Source organism: Streptomyces sp. PL-29 (genome assembly GCF_058344425.1).
The window spans coordinates 896336-912875 of sequence record NZ_CP136996.1 but is presented as its reverse complement, the minus strand read 5'-3'; the positions used below and the strand labels follow the sequence as shown (position 1 = coordinate 912875).

The 16540-nt window shown below is 73.4% G+C and carries 12 protein-coding genes, 1 pseudogene and 1 riboswitch; of the genes and pseudogenes, 9 read left to right on the top strand and 4 right to left on the bottom strand.

Translation table 11 applies throughout. From position 1 onward, the window contains the following. Positions 1 to 17: 17 nt before the first annotated feature. The 6 genes and pseudogenes from R4Z63_RS04075 to R4Z63_RS04050 form a co-directional block, all read left to right on the top strand. Positions 18 to 983 carry an ABC transporter permease gene (locus R4Z63_RS04075; RefSeq protein ID WP_384449574.1) on the top strand — a complete coding sequence of 322 codons (966 nt, stop codon included), beginning with the start codon at positions 18 to 20 and terminating at the stop codon, positions 981 to 983. Continuing rightward, positions 976 to 1842, top strand: a complete 867-nt coding sequence (locus R4Z63_RS04070) for an ABC transporter permease (protein ID WP_384449577.1) — start codon at positions 976 to 978, stop codon at positions 1840 to 1842. The genes R4Z63_RS04075 and R4Z63_RS04070 overlap by 8 nt, the downstream gene beginning before the upstream one ends. After that, complete coding sequence (locus tag R4Z63_RS04065; RefSeq protein WP_384449580.1) at positions 1839 to 2831, top strand: ABC transporter ATP-binding protein; 993 nt, start codon at positions 1839 to 1841, stop codon at positions 2829 to 2831. The genes R4Z63_RS04070 and R4Z63_RS04065 overlap by 4 nt, the downstream gene beginning before the upstream one ends. Next, positions 2824 to 3498, top strand: coding sequence for an ABC transporter ATP-binding protein (locus tag R4Z63_RS04060; RefSeq protein ID WP_384449583.1), 675 nt, complete (start codon positions 2824 to 2826; stop codon positions 3496 to 3498). Before R4Z63_RS04065 ends, R4Z63_RS04060 begins: the two co-directional genes overlap by 8 nt. Positions 3499 to 3661: 163 nt before the next feature. Further along, positions 3662 to 5233, top strand: coding sequence for a hypothetical protein (locus R4Z63_RS04055; RefSeq protein ID WP_384449586.1), 1572 nt, complete (start codon positions 3662 to 3664; stop codon positions 5231 to 5233). A gap of 42 nt (positions 5234 to 5275) precedes the next feature. Continuing rightward, positions 5276 to 5728: pseudogene (locus tag R4Z63_RS04050) on the top strand (avidin/streptavidin family protein); the annotation flags it as partial. Between the two features lie 141 nt (positions 5729 to 5869). On the opposite strand, the gene R4Z63_RS04045 reads toward R4Z63_RS04050, so the two are convergent. Together R4Z63_RS04045 and R4Z63_RS04040 are read right to left on the bottom strand one after the other, a co-directional pair. Next, positions 5870 to 9667, bottom strand: a complete 3798-nt coding sequence (locus R4Z63_RS04045) for an nSTAND1 domain-containing NTPase (RefSeq protein WP_384827132.1) — start codon at positions 9665 to 9667, stop codon at positions 5870 to 5872. A gap of 156 nt (positions 9668 to 9823) precedes the next feature. Next, positions 9824 to 10186 (bottom strand): hypothetical protein, encoded by a 363-nt coding sequence (locus R4Z63_RS04040; RefSeq protein WP_037929010.1) that lies wholly within the window; start codon positions 10184 to 10186, stop codon positions 9824 to 9826. 276 nt (positions 10187 to 10462) lie between these two features. Between R4Z63_RS04040 and R4Z63_RS04035 the strand changes: the two genes are divergently transcribed. Beyond that, positions 10463 to 11554, top strand: a complete 1092-nt coding sequence (locus R4Z63_RS04035) for a right-handed parallel beta-helix repeat-containing protein (protein ID WP_384449592.1) — start codon at positions 10463 to 10465, stop codon at positions 11552 to 11554. Between the two features lie 35 nt (positions 11555 to 11589). Further along, on the top strand, positions 11590 to 12678 hold the full coding sequence (locus tag R4Z63_RS04030; RefSeq protein WP_384449595.1) for a methyltransferase: 1089 nt from the start codon (positions 11590 to 11592) through the stop codon (positions 12676 to 12678). A 103-nt stretch (positions 12679 to 12781) separates the two neighbouring features. Here R4Z63_RS04030 and R4Z63_RS04025 read toward each other — a convergent pair whose 3' ends face one another. Continuing rightward, a complete protein-coding gene (locus tag R4Z63_RS04025; protein WP_037928997.1) occupies positions 12782 to 13036 on the bottom strand; it encodes an acyl carrier protein in 255 nt (84 codons plus the stop codon). A gap of 12 nt (positions 13037 to 13048) precedes the next feature. Then, entirely contained in the window at positions 13049 to 14233 is a 1185-nt protein-coding gene (locus R4Z63_RS04020; protein WP_384449598.1) for a SchA/CurD-like domain-containing protein, read from the bottom strand. 148 nt (positions 14234 to 14381) lie between these two features. On the opposite strand from R4Z63_RS04020, the gene R4Z63_RS04015 reads away from it, so the two are divergent. After that, complete coding sequence (locus R4Z63_RS04015) at positions 14382 to 16037, top strand: FAD-dependent oxidoreductase (RefSeq protein WP_384449601.1); 1656 nt, start codon at positions 14382 to 14384, stop codon at positions 16035 to 16037. 148 nt (positions 16038 to 16185) lie between these two features. Then, a riboswitch (cobalamin riboswitch) is annotated at positions 16186 to 16410 on the top strand. Positions 16411 to 16540: the final 130 nt, after the last annotated feature.

Genomic DNA, 16540 nt, shown 5'->3' with positions numbered 1-16540 from the left:
GCCTCCCCTGGGGGCCGATGGCGCGCATGGCGGGGCGGCGGACCCTGGCCGCCGCCCCCGTCCTGCTCGCCGTCACCTTCGGTGTCTTCGCCATCGCCGCGCTGTCCCCCTTCGACCCCGTCAAGGCCTACGCCGGCACCGCCGGACTCACCGCCTCGCAGGCCGAACTCGACCAGCTGCGGATCAACCTCGGCGTCGACCGCCCCCTGGCCGCACGCTGGTGGGACTGGCTGGCCTTGGCGCTCACCGGCGACCTCGGCACCTCCGCCGTCATGCGCCAGCCCGTATCCGACGTGATCGCGGAGCGGCTCGGCTGGTCGGTGCTGCTCGCCGCCTGCGCGTTCGCGGTCGCCGTCCTGACCGGCACCGTGCTCGGCGTGCTGGCCGCCCGCCGGACAGGTGGCGCGCTGGACCGCACCGTGTCCGCGCTCGCCTACACCCTGGAAGCCGCCCCCGCCTTCTGGCTGGCCCTGCTCGCCATCTGGTTCTTCTCGGTACGGCTCGGTGCGCTGCCCCCGGGCGGCCTCACCGACGCCGGCAGCGACACCGTCACCTTCGCGCAGGTCGCCTCCCACCTCGTGCTGCCCGCACTGGTACTGAGCGCCTCCCAACTGCCCTGGTTCTTCCTCTACGTCCGCCAGGGCGTGGCCGACGCCCTCGGGGAGGACCCGGTGCGCGGCGCCCGGGCGCGGGGGTTGGCCGAGCGCAGGGTCCTGCTCGGCCACGCCCTGCGCTCCGGCATGCTGCCGACGCTCACGCTGATCGGCTCTCGGGTGCCCGAACTCATCACCGGCGCCCTGCTGGTGGAGACGGTCTTCAGCTGGCCGGGCATCGCCGCGGCGACCGTGCAGGCGGCCACCTCGGTCGACTTTCCGCTGCTGGCGGCACTGACGGTGCTGGCCAGCGCGGCCGTACTCGCCGGCAACCTGCTGTCCGACCTGCTGTACGGGCTGGTCGACCCGAGGGTGGGCTTCGATGGCTGAGCCGGTCTGGCGCTCCCCGGGCCGCGCCCGGCGCTCCACGCGCACCCTGCGGGTACGCGCCGCCGTGACCGTCATGGCGGTGGTCGTCGCGGCCGTGCTGCTCGTGCCCCCGCTGGCACAGCTGGACCAGCAGGCGGTCGACCTGGCGGCGAAGCTGCAACCCCCCTCATGGGCCCATCCCTTCGGCACCGACGACCTCGGACGCGACCTGCTGCTGCGGTGCGTCTACGGACTGCGCGTCTCCCTGCTCGTCGGCCTGGTGGCCGCACTGGTCGCCACCGTGATCGGCACGGCGGTGGGCGCGGCCGCCGGTGCGCTCGGCGGCTGGGCCGACCGGGTGGCGATGCGGGTGGTGGACACCCTCTCCTCCGTCCCGCACCTGCTCCTGGGCATCTTCGTCGTGGCGGTGTTCCGGCCGGGGCTCTGGCCCGTCGTGGCCTCGGTCGCGATCACCCACTGGCTCTCGACGGCCCGGATCGTCCGCGCGGAGGTCCTGTCGCTGCGCCGCCGGCCGTACGTGGACGCGGCCGTCTCCGGCGGCGCCTCACGGTGGCGGGTCGCCGTCCGGCACCTGGTGCCCGGCATCCTGCCGCAGGCGGGCCTCGCCGCCGTGTTGATGATCCCGCACGCGATGTGGCACGAGTCCGCCCTGTCCTTCCTGGGACTGGGACTCCCGGCCCACCAGGCGAGCTTGGGCAGTCTGGTGCAGACCGCGCGCGGCTCGCTGCTCGCCGGGCACTGGTGGCCCACCCTCTTCCCCGGCCTCCTCCTGATCATCCCGACCCTGGCCATCGCCGGCCTCGCGGGCGCCTGGCGCGACCGCCTGAACCCGCGCCGCCGCTCGGAGCTGACCCTGTGACCCCCTCGCCCGCCGCCGCCCCCGCCGCAGGCGAAGAGCCCCGGACCAGCGAGGGCGGGCCCGTCCTGCGCGTCGAGGGCCTCTCCGTCCGCTTCCGCATGCCCGCCGGCCGCCACGTGGAGGCCGTCACCGGCGCCACCTTCGCCCTGGCCCCTGGCGAGAGCCTCGCCCTCGTCGGGGAGAGCGGCTGCGGCAAGTCCGTGCTCGCCTCCGCGCTCCTCGGACTGCTCCCGGGCAACGCAGAGACCGCCGGATCGGCCCGGCTCGCCGACGGCCTCGACCTGCTCGCCGCCGACGAGCGCACCCTCGCCCGGTCCGTGCGCGGCCGGCGCATCGGCCTGGTCCCGCAGAGCCCCGCCGCGCACCTCACCCCGGTCCGCACCGTCCGCTCCCAGCTGGAGGAAACGGTCCGGGAACTGACCGGAACCCGGCCGCCCGCCCTGCGCGCGGCGGCGGAGACGGCCGCCGGGCGTGCCGCCTTCCCCGCCTCCCACCTCGACCGCCATCCCCACGAGCTCTCCGGCGGTCTCGCCCAGCGCGCGGCCACTGCCCTCGCCCTCGTGGGCGGCGCCCCGCTGCTCCTGGCCGACGAGCCGACCACCGGCCTCGACCGCGACCTGGCCCGGCGCACCGTCGACGAGCTCCGCGCCCACACCCGCGCCGACGGCCGGGCGCTGTTGGTGATCACGCACGACCTGGTCGCGGCCGAGCGGATCGCCGACACCGTCGCCGTCATGTACGCGGGCCGACTCGTCGAGATCGCCCCGGCCGGGTCCTTCTTCGGCCGCCGTGGGCCCCGGCACCCGTACTCCCGGGGACTCCTGGACGCCCTGCCCGAACGCGCCTTCATCCCAGTGCCCGGCGCGCCGCCCGAGCTCGGCGCGCTCCCACCCGGCTGCGCCTTCGCCGCCCGCTGCCCGGCCGCCGACCTGCCGTGCCGGACCCGCCGTCCCGCGCTCACCGAAGGGGTGGCCTGCCACCATGCTTGAGCTCAAGGGCATCACCGGGGGCTACGACCGCCGTGCCCCCGCCTTCCGCGGCGCGGACCTGAGCCTGTGCCCGGGAGAGTCCCTCGGCCTGCTCGGGCCGAGCGGCTGCGGCAAGTCCACCCTGGCCCGGGTCGCCGCCCTGCTGCACCGGCCGGACGAGGGGACCGTCACCCTCGACGGCCACGCCGTGACCGGCTTCTCCCACCGGGCCCCGCGCGCCCTGCGCACCGCGGTCGGTGTCGTCTTCCAGCAACCGCGCCTCGCCGCCGACCCCCGCCTGCGGCTGCGCGACCTCGTCGCGGAGCCCCTCCGCGCGACCGGCCGGCGCGGCGAAGCGGGCACGCGGGTGGCCGAGCTGGCGCAGCGCGTGGGACTCGGCGCGGACCTGCTCGCCCGCCGGCCCCACGAGGTCAGCGACGGCCAGCTGCAACGAGCCTGTCTTGCCCGGGCCCTGGTGCTGCGGCCGCGCTGGCTGGTCTGCGACGAGATGACCGCGATGCTGGACGCCTCCACCACGGCCGCGCTGGTCGCCGTCGTGGAGGACTACCGGGACGAGACGGGGGCCGGACTGCTCGCGGTGGGCCACGACCCGGTGCTGCTGGAGCGCTGGTGCGAACGCACGGCCCACTGGAACGAGATCGTCAAGGACCGACCCCCCGCCGCGTGAGCACTGCGGCCTGCGTCCCGGCCGCCCGCTGCGGGGCCGGCTGCGCCGCCGTGAATCATGCGGCGCATGCATGGACTCCTCGGGCACCGCGCTCTACCGTCGGCCGACGGTGCGACGTCAGACGCGATGTCAACAGGCCCGCTCCGACACGGAGGAGTCGCGGATGTTCCGAAGACCGCTGAGCTGCGCCGCGGTGCCCGTCCTGGCCGTCTTCGCGGTGCTGCTCCACAGCGGCTCCGGGGCCGGGGCCGGCGGGGAGATACCCAAGGCGCCCGGCCACCGGCTGATCGCCCGTTACGAGGGCAGCCCCGCCACCGCCGCTCCGCTGCCGGGCGAGGGACCTCCGCAGCACCCGTACCTCGCGCCGAACGGCCGCAGCGGCATGCACTCCGACGCGGCCGGGAGCGCCACCTCACCCTGGTCCGGTCCGCTCGGCGAGAACCCTCAGGTGACCAGCCAGAAGATCGCGGCCCTGGGAGGCGAGTGCGCCACCGCCACCTTCGACTCGGGCGGCCGACTCGTCACGGTCTGCGGCACCTTCTCGGGCTTCAAAGTCAAGCTCCTGCACCCGGGTACGCTCGCCACGCTCGCGGAGTACCGGCTCCCGCAGCGCTCCTCCACCGTCGAGGCGATCACCTCGCTCGACTTCTCGAAGATCTTCAAGGACACCTCGGGCGGCGCCTACTTCTACCTGGACGACCGGGACCGAGCCGTCCTGGCCGACTCGCGGCAGCACGTCCTGCGCCTCGCCCACTTCCAGAACGCCGACGGAGGCTGGAAGTTCAGCGTCGTCGACGACTGGGACCTCACCGGCCACGTCCCGCACGACTGCGTCACCTGGACCAACCTGCGGCCCAACGGCACCTGCGACCCCGTCACCTCGGTGATGCCCGACTGGGACGGCCGGATCTGGTGGGTGACCCGCCAGGGCCGGGTCGGCACCGTGGATCCGGCGACCTTGCAGATCCGCTCCGTGCGGCTGGAGGGCGAGGAGATCCAGAACTCCTTCTCGGTGGCCGAGGACGGCGTCTCCATCGTCTCCGACCACGCGCTCTACGGCTTCCGGGCCGCCGCCAATGGCACCCCCGAGGTGCAGTGGCGCCAAACCTACGACCGGGGGACCGGTACCAAGCCCGGTTCCGTCAACCAGGGTTCGGGCACCACGCCGGACCTCTTCGGCGACGGCTACGTCGCCATCACCGACAACGCCGACGACCGGATGAACGTCCTGGTCTACCGGCGGGGCGCCGATGTCGCCGCGGACCGGCGGCTGGTCTGCAAGGTGCCCGTCTTCGGCTCCGGCTCCTCGACCACCGACAACTCCCTGATCACCTGGGGCAACAGCATCGTCGTCGAGAACAACTACGGCTACGAGAACCCCGCCGGCCTGCTGTTGGGCAGGTCCGTCGTGGGCGGGGCGACCCGCATCGACGTCCGCGCCGACGGCAGCGGCTGCGACACGGTGTGGGAGAGCGCCGTGCGCGCGCCGTCGGTGGTACCGAAGCTCTCCACCGCGAACGGGCTGCTCTACTTCTACGAGAAGGAGCCCAACGACTGGGGGATCGACGGCTGGTACCTCACGGCCGTGGACTTCCGCACCGGCGAGCGGCGCTGGCGGCAACTGACCGGCACCGGCCCCCTCTACGACAACAACTGGGCGCCCATCACGCTCGGCCCCGACGGCACCGCGTACATCGGGGTCTTCAACGGCATCGTCGCCGTCCGCGACCGCTGACCGCCGGCGGTCACCGCCCTACGCTCTTCCCCGGACGAGCCTGTGGCCTTCCGCCGTCACGGGCTACGGGCGGGCCCTGCCGGCCCTCACAGGGGGAATCGTCTCGCGACGCGTATACGCCAAGCCTCAGTCGCACGGTGCGCCGTGTCCCTGACCCTCGCCACCGTATCCGCGAGCGCCGCCGCCGACACCCGGGGAACGGTGTCCGTCGAGGCCGCGAACGGCGGGTACGTCGGCACCTACGAGTCGGCGGTCGGCAACGCCGAGAAGCGGTACGCCATGACCGGCCGCTACGACAGCGTGCCCGCCGACGGGACCGGGGCCGCCGTCGGATGGACGGTCGCCTACCGCAACGCCCACCGCGATGCCCACTCCGTCGCCACGTGGAGCGGTCAGTACGTCGGCGGCGGACAGGAGCGGATTGTGACCCGGTGGCTGCTGAGTGACGGCACGATCCCCGCCGACCAGTGGAAGCCGATCTTCCTCGGCTGCGACGAGCTCACCCGTGTCAGGCCCTCCGCCGAAGAGTTCGACACGGCGCGCCGGCTGGGCGTCACACCTGCCAATCCACCGGCCTCCGACGGGGGAGTGAGTCGACCCGGCGGTCGAGCGTGCGATCCATCCGCAGCGAGAGGACTACCGCGGCGGGCGGGTCACCCCGGTGCGCACCCGGTGGACCGCCGCCAGGCGCGCCCCCACGTCGAGGTCCCACAGCCGTACGGTGCCGTCCGTGCTGCTGCTCGCCACCGTCCGCCCGTCGGGGGCGAAGACGACCCCCCACACCGCGCTCGTGTGTCCGGAAAGCGCCGCCAACGCGCGCCGGCCGGACACGTCCCACAGCCGCACCGTGCGGTCGTTGCCGCTGCTCGCGAGCGTGCGGCCGTCGGGGGAGAAGGCGATGCCCCGCGCCGACCCGGTGTGACCGGCGAGGGTGGCCTCCGGACGGTGGCTGCCCGCGTCCCAGAGCCGTACGGTCCCGTCGTTGCCGCTGGAGGCGAGGGTGCGCCCGTCGGGGCTGAAGGCAACGCCCCGAACCGCCCCGGTATGACCGGTGAGGGCGGCCAGCGGGCGCCGTCCGGCCACGTCCCACAGGCGAACCGTCAGATCGTCGCCGGCGCTCGCCAGAGTGCGCCCGTCGGGACTGAACGCCACGTCGTTGGCGAAGTCGGTGTGCCCGCTGAGCGTCGCGAGAGGGCGGCGCGCGGCGACGTCCCACAGCCGGACCGTGCCGTCGGAGCCGGCCGAGGCCAGCGTCCGCCCGTCCGGTGCGAAGTCCACCGCGAACACGGTCCCGCCCTGGCCGGCCAGGACCGCCGAAGGGGTCCCCGCGGCGACGTCCCACAGCCGGACCGTGCCGTCGGAGCCGGCCGAGGCCAGCGTCCGCCCGTCGGGCGCGAAGTCCACCGCGAAGACCGTCTCACTGTGCCCCTCGAAGGCGGCCGCCACCCGGCGCCCCGCCACGTCCCACAGCCGGACCGTGTGATCCGCCTCCGCCGTGGCGAGCAGCGTTCCGTCCGGGCTGTACGCGGCGTGCCAGACCTCCGTGAACGGCCGCGAGGCCAGCATCGCGCCCCGCAGGTCCCACAGCACCACCGACTGGTCGAACCCGGCGGTGGCCAGCACCGCCCCCCGGCTGTCGACGGCCACCCCGAGCACGTAGTCGGTGTGCCCGGCGAGCGTGGCCGTCAGCCGGCCGCCGGCCACGTCCCACATCCGGGTGGCGCCGTCGCCGCCCGCGCTCACCACCGTCGTTCCGTCCGGGGTGAAGGCGACACCGTTGACGTCGTCGCTGTGGCCGGTCAGCACGGCCCTCGTCCGGCGTTCGGCCACGTCCCACAGCCGTACGGTACGGTCCACGCCCCCCGTGGCGACCGTATGGCCGTCCGGGGCGAACGCCGCCCCCAGTACCTCGTCGGTGTGCCCGGACAGCACCGCGAGCGGACGTGCCTCGGCCACGTCCCACAGCCGCACGCTCCGGTCGGCGCCCGCCGACACGAGCGCCCGGCCGTCCGCGGCGAAGGACAGGGCGTTGACCCGCCCGGCATGCCCGGCCAGGGACGCGACGGCGCGGTACTCCCCGCTGGTCTCCCACAACCGGACCGTCCCGTCCGGGCAGCCGGTCGCCACGCTCCGCCCGTCCGGTGCGAAGGCCACGGCCCGCGTGCCGGTCGTGCTCGCCGGGAGCACCGCCGCCGGGCGGCCGTCGGCGGTGTCCCACAGTCGCACGGGCCCGTCCGTGGAGGCCGCCGCGAGGGTCCGGCCGTCGGGGCTCAGGGCGACCGAGCGCACCCGTCCGGGAAGCCTGAAGGTTGCGGTCGTGTGCCGGTCGGACACCCGCCGCAGGGTCACCGTCCCATCGGAACTGCCCGTCGCCAGCATGCCGTCGTCCGGTCCGAAGGCGACCGTGTTGACCGGCCCGCCGTGTCCTCCCAGCCGGGCGACGAACGGCTGCGATTGCGTGCTCAGCAGCGCACCGCGAGCCTCGCTCGTCCGCGCGGTCCGGTACGCGTCCCCGGCGAGCAGCATCGAAGCCTCCGGCTGGCCGGCGGCCAGCGCCGCCGACTGCAGCGCGAGCGCCCGTGAGCGGGCGATCCGCTCCTCGCCGAGTGCCCTCGTACGCTGCTGGTACGCCAGCCCGCCCGCGCCCACGGCCAGGACCAGGAGCACGACCAGGGTGGCCAGCATCCGCTGGCGCAGCCGCGCCTGGCGGGCTGCCTGCCGCTCCCGGACCTCCTGGGCCTTCTGGCTCTCCCGGAGGAAGGCCGCCTCCCGGGGGGCGAGGCGGCTCCGGCCGTCGAGCTCGTCCGCCCAGGAGAGGGCGGTGTCCAGCCGGGTACCCCGGTGGAGCGCCGACGGATCGCGGCCCTCGCGCTCCCACTCGGCCGCGGCGTGTGCCAGTTGCTGGTGGATCAGGAGCCCCGCCCGATCCGCGTCGATCCAGCCGCGCAGCCGCGGCCAGGCGTGCAGCAGGGCCTCGTGGGTGATCTCCACGGAGTCACTGTCCATGGTGACCAGCCGGGCCCGGACGAAGGTGTCGAGCGCGGCAGCGGCGGGGTCCGCGGCCGCCGCCTGCGCCATGAGGGCGGTCCGGCTCAGCCGGCGCCGCGTCGCGCCCGTGCCCTCGGCGACGTGCACCAACCGCACCAGGATGCGCCGGAGCGTGGTCTGCTCGGCGGGGTGGAGCCGGGCGAACACCTCCTCGGCGGTGCGGGCGACCGCCCCCTGGATGCCGCCGGTGCGCTCGTACCCGGCGACGGTCAACGTGGTGCCCTCGCGGTGGCGCCAGGTGGCCATCAGGGCGTGGGAGACCAGGGGCAGTGCACCCGAGGGCGTCGTCCCGCCCGGCATGTCATCGCGCAGTCCCACGTCCCGCAGCAGCAGGGGAACCAGTCCCGGTTCGAGGGCGAGGCCCGCGAGCCGGGCCGGGCGGGTGATCGACTCGCGCAGCTCCTCGGGCGACATCGGCTGCAGGACGAACAGCCCGCCGGTGAAGATCGCGGCCAGCTCCGGCAGCTCCAGGCAGTTGCCGGAGAAGTCGGCCCGTACTCCGAGCACCACGACGGCCGGGGGGTGCGGCGTGCGCGACGGACCCGGGACGGCGAGCGCGCACAGCACCCGTACGAACGCACGCCGCTCGTCCTCGTCGGTGCAGAGGGTGAACAGCTCCTCGAACTGGTCGACCAGCAGCACCGGGCGCAGCGGCGGCGGCCGCAGGTCCGGGGAGGCGGCCGGGCGCGACGCCGACAGCCGGTGGACCGCTTCGAGCAGGGCGTGCGGACGCTCCCGCAACTCCTGTGCGGTGATGCCGAGATCGGCGCCCAGCACCGTGCCGGCGCGGCCGAGCAACTCCTCCAGCGGGTGTGTGGTGGGGGTGAACCCGACCACCGGCCAGCTGTCGGTGCCCGGCATCGGGAAGCCGCCGCTCCGCAGGGCCGGTACCAGGCCGGCGTTCAGCAGCGAGGACTTGCCGGCGCCCGAGGGGGCGACGAGCACCACGGGGCCCGTGCCAATCCGCCCGAAGACCCGTTCGACCAGCTCGGCGGTGGCCCGCTCCCGGCCGAAGAACCACCGGGCCTCCCGCGCGGTGTAGGCCGGCAGGCCGCGGTAGGGACACTCGTCCTCCGGCCGCGGCCGGGCCACGACGGCGTCGGCGGCATCGCCCTCCGGGGCCTCCGTCTCCCGTGCCATCCGCAGCAGTTCACCCCCTGCCCCCAGCACGTCGTCGCAGCGCCGTGCGACGTCGACGGTGACGCGCTTCGCGCCGGTCTCGATCTTGCTGAGGTAGCCCTTGCTGTAGTGCGTCTCGCGCGCGAGGTCCGCCAGGGACAGCCCGCGTTGCACGCGCAGACGTCTCAGCTGGGCAGGGAAGGGCCGTGCGGAGTCGTCGGACTCCCGCACGCGGTCGGTCTTCCGCCGGCGGTCCGGATCCCCCAAAACATCCCCCATGGCGTGTGCGCCCAGGCAGCGAGGTGGCGCTGCCCAGGCTACCGCCGGGGGCGGCCGGAGAACTGGATCCTCCGGCCGGTACGACGAGAACAGGAAGGCCCGGAGCCGTCGCGCGCGGCGGCTCCAGGCCTTCACTCGGGGGTGCTACGGGTTGAGGCGGACCGAGTTGATCGGCGTGAGGTCGGCGTACACACCGGTCTTGGCGGCGATGGGGTTGCCGCAGCCCGCGCCGTTGTAGCCGGTGCAGAGGTTTGCGGTCGCACCGCCGTACTGATTGTTGAGCACCCAGTGGTTCCCGAACTGGTTGCTGAGATTGTGTGCCCCGTAGCGGTAGAAGACGTGCGTCGGCTTGACGGCCGGGTTCTGGTTCTGAGGGTAGATGCAGACCGCCCCGTCCGGACATCCTGCCCAGGTGTCGGCCGGCTTGGCCTCCACCGAGGCGCTGAGCGCGACCACGGCGACGACGGAGGTGGCGAGAGCGGCGGCGCCGCGGAACAGCTTGCGCATGGTTTCCCCTTGCGGTTCGTGCCTGGTGCTGACGGCTCCAGACTTGCCCCGCGGGGGCGCCGGGGTCGACGGGTTGCCCGTTGCCCGTCCGGACGGTGACCGGGAAACCCGCCGTGACCTGCGCCTTCGCCGATGAGAGGGCAACGGCGCGGATGCGGGACCGCTGCCGGTACGACGATCCACCCTCAGGACGTCAAAATGCGGCCGTTTGCCCGCGGCATCCATCGATACGCTCACCCAGTGTGGCGATATGTCGCAATCGCCCATAACTTCTGCATGGTGACGAACCGACAACTCAAGACCCTCATGTGTACCGCCGTCGTCATGGCCGCTGGTTTCGGCGTGCTCGCGCCACCCGCATCAGCGGCCGGACACCGCGTGCACCCGGGCGACTCGATCCAGGACGCGGTGGACTCCGCGCGGCCGGGCGACATCATCACCGTGATGCCCGGCACCTACCACGAGAACGTGCTGATCACGAAGAGGCTGACGCTGCGCGGCTGGGGAGAGCAGACGGTGATCAAGCCGCCTGTCGCGAAGACCCTGCCCGCCCGGCCCGAGGCGAACGGACGGGCCGCCCTCGCCTGCTCCCAGGCCGACACCGGCATCTGCGTCATGGGGACCGAGGGGCGGCCCGTCACCGGGGTCGAGATCCGCGCGCTCACCGTCTCGGGCTTCAAGCGGAACGGCATCTGGGCCTCCTACACCGACCGGCTGAGCGTCGAACGCGTGATCTCCGAGAACAACAGCACCTGGGGGATCGCCCAGGAACGCTCCACCCGGGGCTTCTTCCGCGACAACATCGCCCGCGACAACGCCGAGTCGGGCATCTTCCTCGCCAACACGGTCGCGCGCGAGGGCGGCGCCACCGACACCCTGGGAGCCGTGGTCAGGGGTAACAGGCTGACCGGCAACCGGATCGGTGTCACCGTCAGGCGGGTGCGGAACCTCACCGTCAGCGGCAACAGGATCGCCGGCAACTGCGGCGGCGTGTTCGTCGTCGGCGACGAGGGAGAGCCCGGCGCCGGAGACCTGACCATCCGCGGCAACCGCATCCACGAGAACAACAAGTTCTGCAAGGGCAACAGCCGCCTCCCCGACATCCAGGGCGTCGGGGTCGTCCTCACCGGGGCAGAAGAGACGATCGTACGTTCGAACTCCATCCGCGGGAACGTCGGATCCTCCCCGCTGTCGGGCGGAATCCTGCTGTTCAAGAGCTTCGTGGGCGCGACGAACACCGACAACGTCATCGAGGACAACGTGGTGCGGGACAACCGGCCGGCCGACCTGGCCAACCAGGGAGCCGGTTCGGGCAACCGGTTCCTCAACAACCGGTGCGACACCTCCGTGCCCACCGGCATGTGCTGACCCGTGTTCCCCCTCATCAGGAGAATGGAGGCCGTATGACCACGCTGAGTTCCACCCCCGCCCCCACGCCGGCTCCCGTCCCCGCCCCGAACGCAGGCCCCCCGCACACGCCCCCGCCCGCCATGCGCCTGCGCGAGCTCGCCTTCGGAGCGGCCGTCGCCGCCGCCGTACGGGCCGCGGCCCGCCTCCGGGTCGCGGACGCCCTCGGGGAGTCGCCCGCCACCCCCGCCGACCTCGCGGCCGCCGTGCACGCGGAGCCGAAGCCCCTGCAACGGCTGCTCCGCGCCCTGTCCTGCCACGGCATCTTCGCCGAGACCGAGGACGGGAGCTTCGTCCACACCGAGATGTCGCGGCTGCTGCGCGAGGACGACCCGCACAGCCTCCGGCACATCTCCCTGTGGTGCACGGAGCCGTGGACCTGGCAGGCCTGGCCGCGACTGGACGACGCGGTGAGCACCGGTGACGGCGCGAGCATCTTCCACGACCTGTTCGGCAAGGGCTTTTTCGACTACCTGCACGAGGACGCCCACGAGTCGGCGCACGTCTTCAACCGCGCCATGACCACCTCCAGCGTGCAGTCCGCGCTGGATGTCGCGGACCTCCTCGACCTGACCGGCGTCTCGGTGGTCGCGGACATCGGCGGCGGCCAGGGCCACGTGCTGGCCAGCCTGCTCGAGAAGCACCCCACCGTACGGGGGCACCTGCTCGACCTGCCCGGGGTGGTCGCCAAGGCCGATCCCCGACTCCTGGACGGCGGCCCCCTGGCCGATCGGACGGGCATCGTCCCCGGCGACTGCCGCGAGGCCGTCCCCGTCGTGGCCGACCTCTACATCATCAAGAACATCCTCGAATGGGACGACGAGAGCACCCGCAGATGCCTGCGCAACGTCGTCGCCGCGGCCCGCCCCGGAGCCAGGGTCGTCGCCATCGAGAACCTGGTCGACGACACGCCGTCCATGCGGTTCACCACAGCCATGGACCTGATGCTGCTGCTCAACGTCGGCGGTGCCAAGCACACCAAGGAGAGCCTGCGCACCCGCCTGGCCGACGCCGGACTGGTGCTCGGGGACATCCGACCCGTCAACGCGTACCTGCACGCCTTCGAGTGCACCGTGCCCGGGTGATCCTCCCGTCCGGTACGCGTCACGACGCCCCGGGACCGGCGGTGGGCCGGCCCCGGGGCGTCGTCCTGCGTACCGGACGGCGGCGCCTGTCCGCCCGTACGCGTCAGGTTCCGGCCAGCGCGCTGTTGACGAGGTCGAGGAACTCGCGCGGCGACTTGCACTGGTCCGCACCGGCGGGCAGCGCCCGGCCGTGCCGGTTCTCCAGCTCGCCGACGATGCCGAGCAGCCCGAGGGAGTCGAGCCCCCACTCGTCGAACTGCGCGTCGGGCCGGGTCGCCATTGCGGCGGGGTCGACGGCGATCCCCGCACCCTTCTTCATCAGCGCGGCCAGTTCTTCCACGGTCAGTCGGTCGGTCATGACGGCCTCTCCTCAGGCTCGGTCCGGCGAACGCCGGTCGGTGATCAGGCGCATCTCAGAGCGCTCCAGGAAGCGTGAGATCTCCTGGTGGGTGGTGGGGACGCCGTCCTTGGCGCTGTCCAGCAGGCGCGCGAGGACCGCCGCCTTGTGGCCGCCCTCGACGCCGAGCGTCAGGGCCGGCCGGGCGTCGTGCGGCCCGCGCAGGTCGAGAAGGCGGACGACGACGTCGTCGCGCTGGAATACGGTGCTCGCCTCGATGGGGCTCGCCGCGTCGTCCACGGCGGCCTCGTCCTGCGCGGCGAGCAGCCGGGCGAGTTCCATGCCGCACCCCTTCTTGGCGGGATGGAACAGCGCGTGCCGTGCGAGGTCCGGGCTCTCGCCGCCGCCCGCCGCCACGTGGTGCACCGCGGGGAGCGCCGCACGGGTGAAGAAGGTCCGGGCCGAACCGGGGTCGCTGAGATCCCGGTCCTGCTCCAGGTAGGGATTGATGGCCTCCTCCAACGCCCTGACCTGGGGCTGCAGGGCCACGTGGCGCAGCGCCGCGAGCAGGTCGCCCTCGACCTCGACGGCCCGCACGACGCGGTTGCCGTGCATGAAGAGCGAGGTGCGCCGCAGCCGGGTGTGCTCGTCGACCTGCGCCTGTGGGGATGCGTACCCGGCGAGCAGCTCCGCCACGACGGCCTCGCTGCCCGGCTTGACCGTGAAGGTCAGGGCGTGGCGCACCACACCGTCGCCGCGCCTCGGGGAGACCCGGAGACGGCCTCCGGAGCGGTCCGGGCCGTCCACGGAAGCCGGGGCGAAGCCGTGGCCGGCGGACGCGCCGGGGGAGAAGGCTACGCCGGACGGACCGGGGTCCCGGCCGGTCTCCCGCAGCACGCTGAACCTCAGCGAGCGGGTGTCCCGCACGCAGCCGTGCAACGGCTGGACCGAGGCGACGTGCTCCTCGCTGTTGACCCAGGCCAAGAACCGCGGTGCGCTCTCCCATTCACTGGTGATCAGCCACTGTGACGGATTCTCGATCGACTGGCACAGCTCGTCCCGGATGTGCCCGGGAACGCAGGAGACCTGCTTGTGGAGGTTCTCGTAGACCTCCAGGAACTGGTTCTGCGCGCCGTCGTACAGATCCAGCAGCAGCACGACCCGAAGTCGCGAGTCGTCGAAGGCGGACTGGGATATCCGTTCCGACAAGGCTGTCATCGTTCACACTCCTTCGAGACCACACGGTCGCCACGGGACGGCGCCACCCGAACCGATCGTGGTCCGGTGGCCCCGTCGGCGCGAGAGGAGAGAACCAAGCGGGTGAACGAGCGAGCGAACCCCCTTCGTAGAGGGCATGGAAGAGCACATGAAGGAAAACGTCGACCACCGCGTCCCGGTCCTCATCGTGGGCGGCTCGCTGGTGGGCCTGTGCACCTCGCTGTTCCTCGGCCGTCATGGGATCACGCACATGCTGGTCGAGAAGCATGCGGGAACCTCGCTCCACCCGCGTGGACGCGGTATCAACGTCCGCACGATGGAGCTGTTCCGGGTCGCCGGGGTCGAGGACCGGATCCGCGGGGCCGCCTCGGTGCTGGCCGACAACCACGGCATCCTGCAGGGCGGCTCGCTCACTGGTGACGACCAGGAGTGGCTGTTCGAACAGATCGACCCGGGTGGCGCACTGGCGCGGTTCAGCCCGTCGACCTGGTGCCTGTGCAGCCAGAACGACATCGAGCCGGTCCTGATGTCGGTGACGCCGGGGCTCGGAGCGGACCTGCGGTTCTCCACCGAGCTGCTCTCCTTCGAACAGGACGGGAGCGGGGTCACCGCGATCGTCAAGAACCGCGAGACGGGCGAGGAGAGCACGGTGCGCGCCGACTACCTCGTCGCCGCCGACGGGCCCCGCAGCCCCGTGCGCGAACAGCTCCGCATCGGCCGGAGCGGCTCCGGCGACCTGTTCCACAACGTCAGCATCACCTTCCGGTCCCGGATGCTCGCGGACGTGGTCGGCGACCGGCGTTTCATCGTCTGCTATCTGACCAGGCCCGACGCCGACGGGGCGTTGCTGCCCGTCGACAACCGCGAGCGGTGGGTCTTCCACGCCCCCTGGCATCCCGACCGGGGCGAGACGCTGGAGGACTTCACCGACGAGCGCTGCGTCGAGCACATCCGGCGTGCCGTCGGCGCGCCCGACCTGGACGTCGAGATCACCGGGAAGGCGCCCTGGCACGCCGCCGAGCGCGTCGCCCAGCGGTACGCGGCCGGCCGGGTCTTCCTCGCCGGCGACTCCGCCCACGAGATGTCGCCCACCGGTGCCTTCGGCTCCAACACGGGCATCCAGGACGCGCACAACCTCGCCTGGAAGCTCTCCGCGGTGCTGGACGGAGCCGCGGGCCCCGGGCTGCTGGAGACGTACGAGGCCGAGCGGCTCCCGGTGGCGCGGGCGACGAGCGAGCGGGCCTCGGCCCGCTCGGCCGAGCACAGCCACCCGGGCTACGAACCGGACCCCGAGTCCGTCCCCGAGGCGCCCGCGCGCGGCGGCCGGCAGAACGGGGTCCTGTCCGTGGCCATGGGATACCGCTACCCCCACGGCGCGGTGGTGGGAGCCGACCCGGACCTGCCGGTCGTGCCGGACCGCATGCGGCTGTGCGGGGACCCGGGCTCGCGCGCCCCGCACCTGTGGTTGCGCGACCGGGTGGCGGGGACGCGCAGGTCCACCGTCGACCTCTACGAGCGGTCCTTCGTCCTGCTCAGCTCCGAGGGCACCCCGTGGAGCGGCGCGGCCGAATCGGTCGCCAAGCGGATGAGCGTCCGGCTCGACGCCTACGGGATCGGCACCGGCCCGGAGGCCGACCTGGTTGCGGAGGACGGCGCCGACTGGGCCGAGGCGCACGGCGCCACCCCGGCCGGGGCGGTCCTGGTGCGCCCGGACGGCTTCGTGGCCTGGCGCTCGGTGGAGGCGGTGGCGGACCCGGAATCCGTCCTCCACAAGGTCCTCACCACCGTGCTGGACCGCCGCTGACCTCCGGCCCGCGCCCGCGGACGCAGCAGGGCGCCGCCCCACGGAAGTCCGCGGGGCGGCGCCCGTCGAGTACGGCGACGGCCCACGCGGCGTCTCATCCGGGCATCCGAATACTGGACAACTCTGCCCGCCGCCGGGCAACGGCATCTAGTCTGGCCGGGCAGCTGGTTCGCCCCGTCCGCCAGACGGGATGCGTCGTAAGAGGGAACCCGGTGGGAATCCGGGACTGCCCCGCAGCGGTGAGCGGGAACGACCGCCGTCATACGCACTGGGACCGCGACAGGTTCTGGGAAGCGACGGCCAGTAGGTGCCCGCCGGGAGACCGGCAGGCGCGCCCGCGAGTCCGAAGACCTGCCCGTTGCCCGCGCGCGACCCGTCGTGCGCGGAGATCCCGGTGACCTCGTGGGCGGGTCGGCGACACATCAGGCGGGCGACCGCGGGCGCATACGCACGCGCACCGCAAACCGGTCGAGGTCCCTCCTGTCCGTCATCCCTTCGCGCTC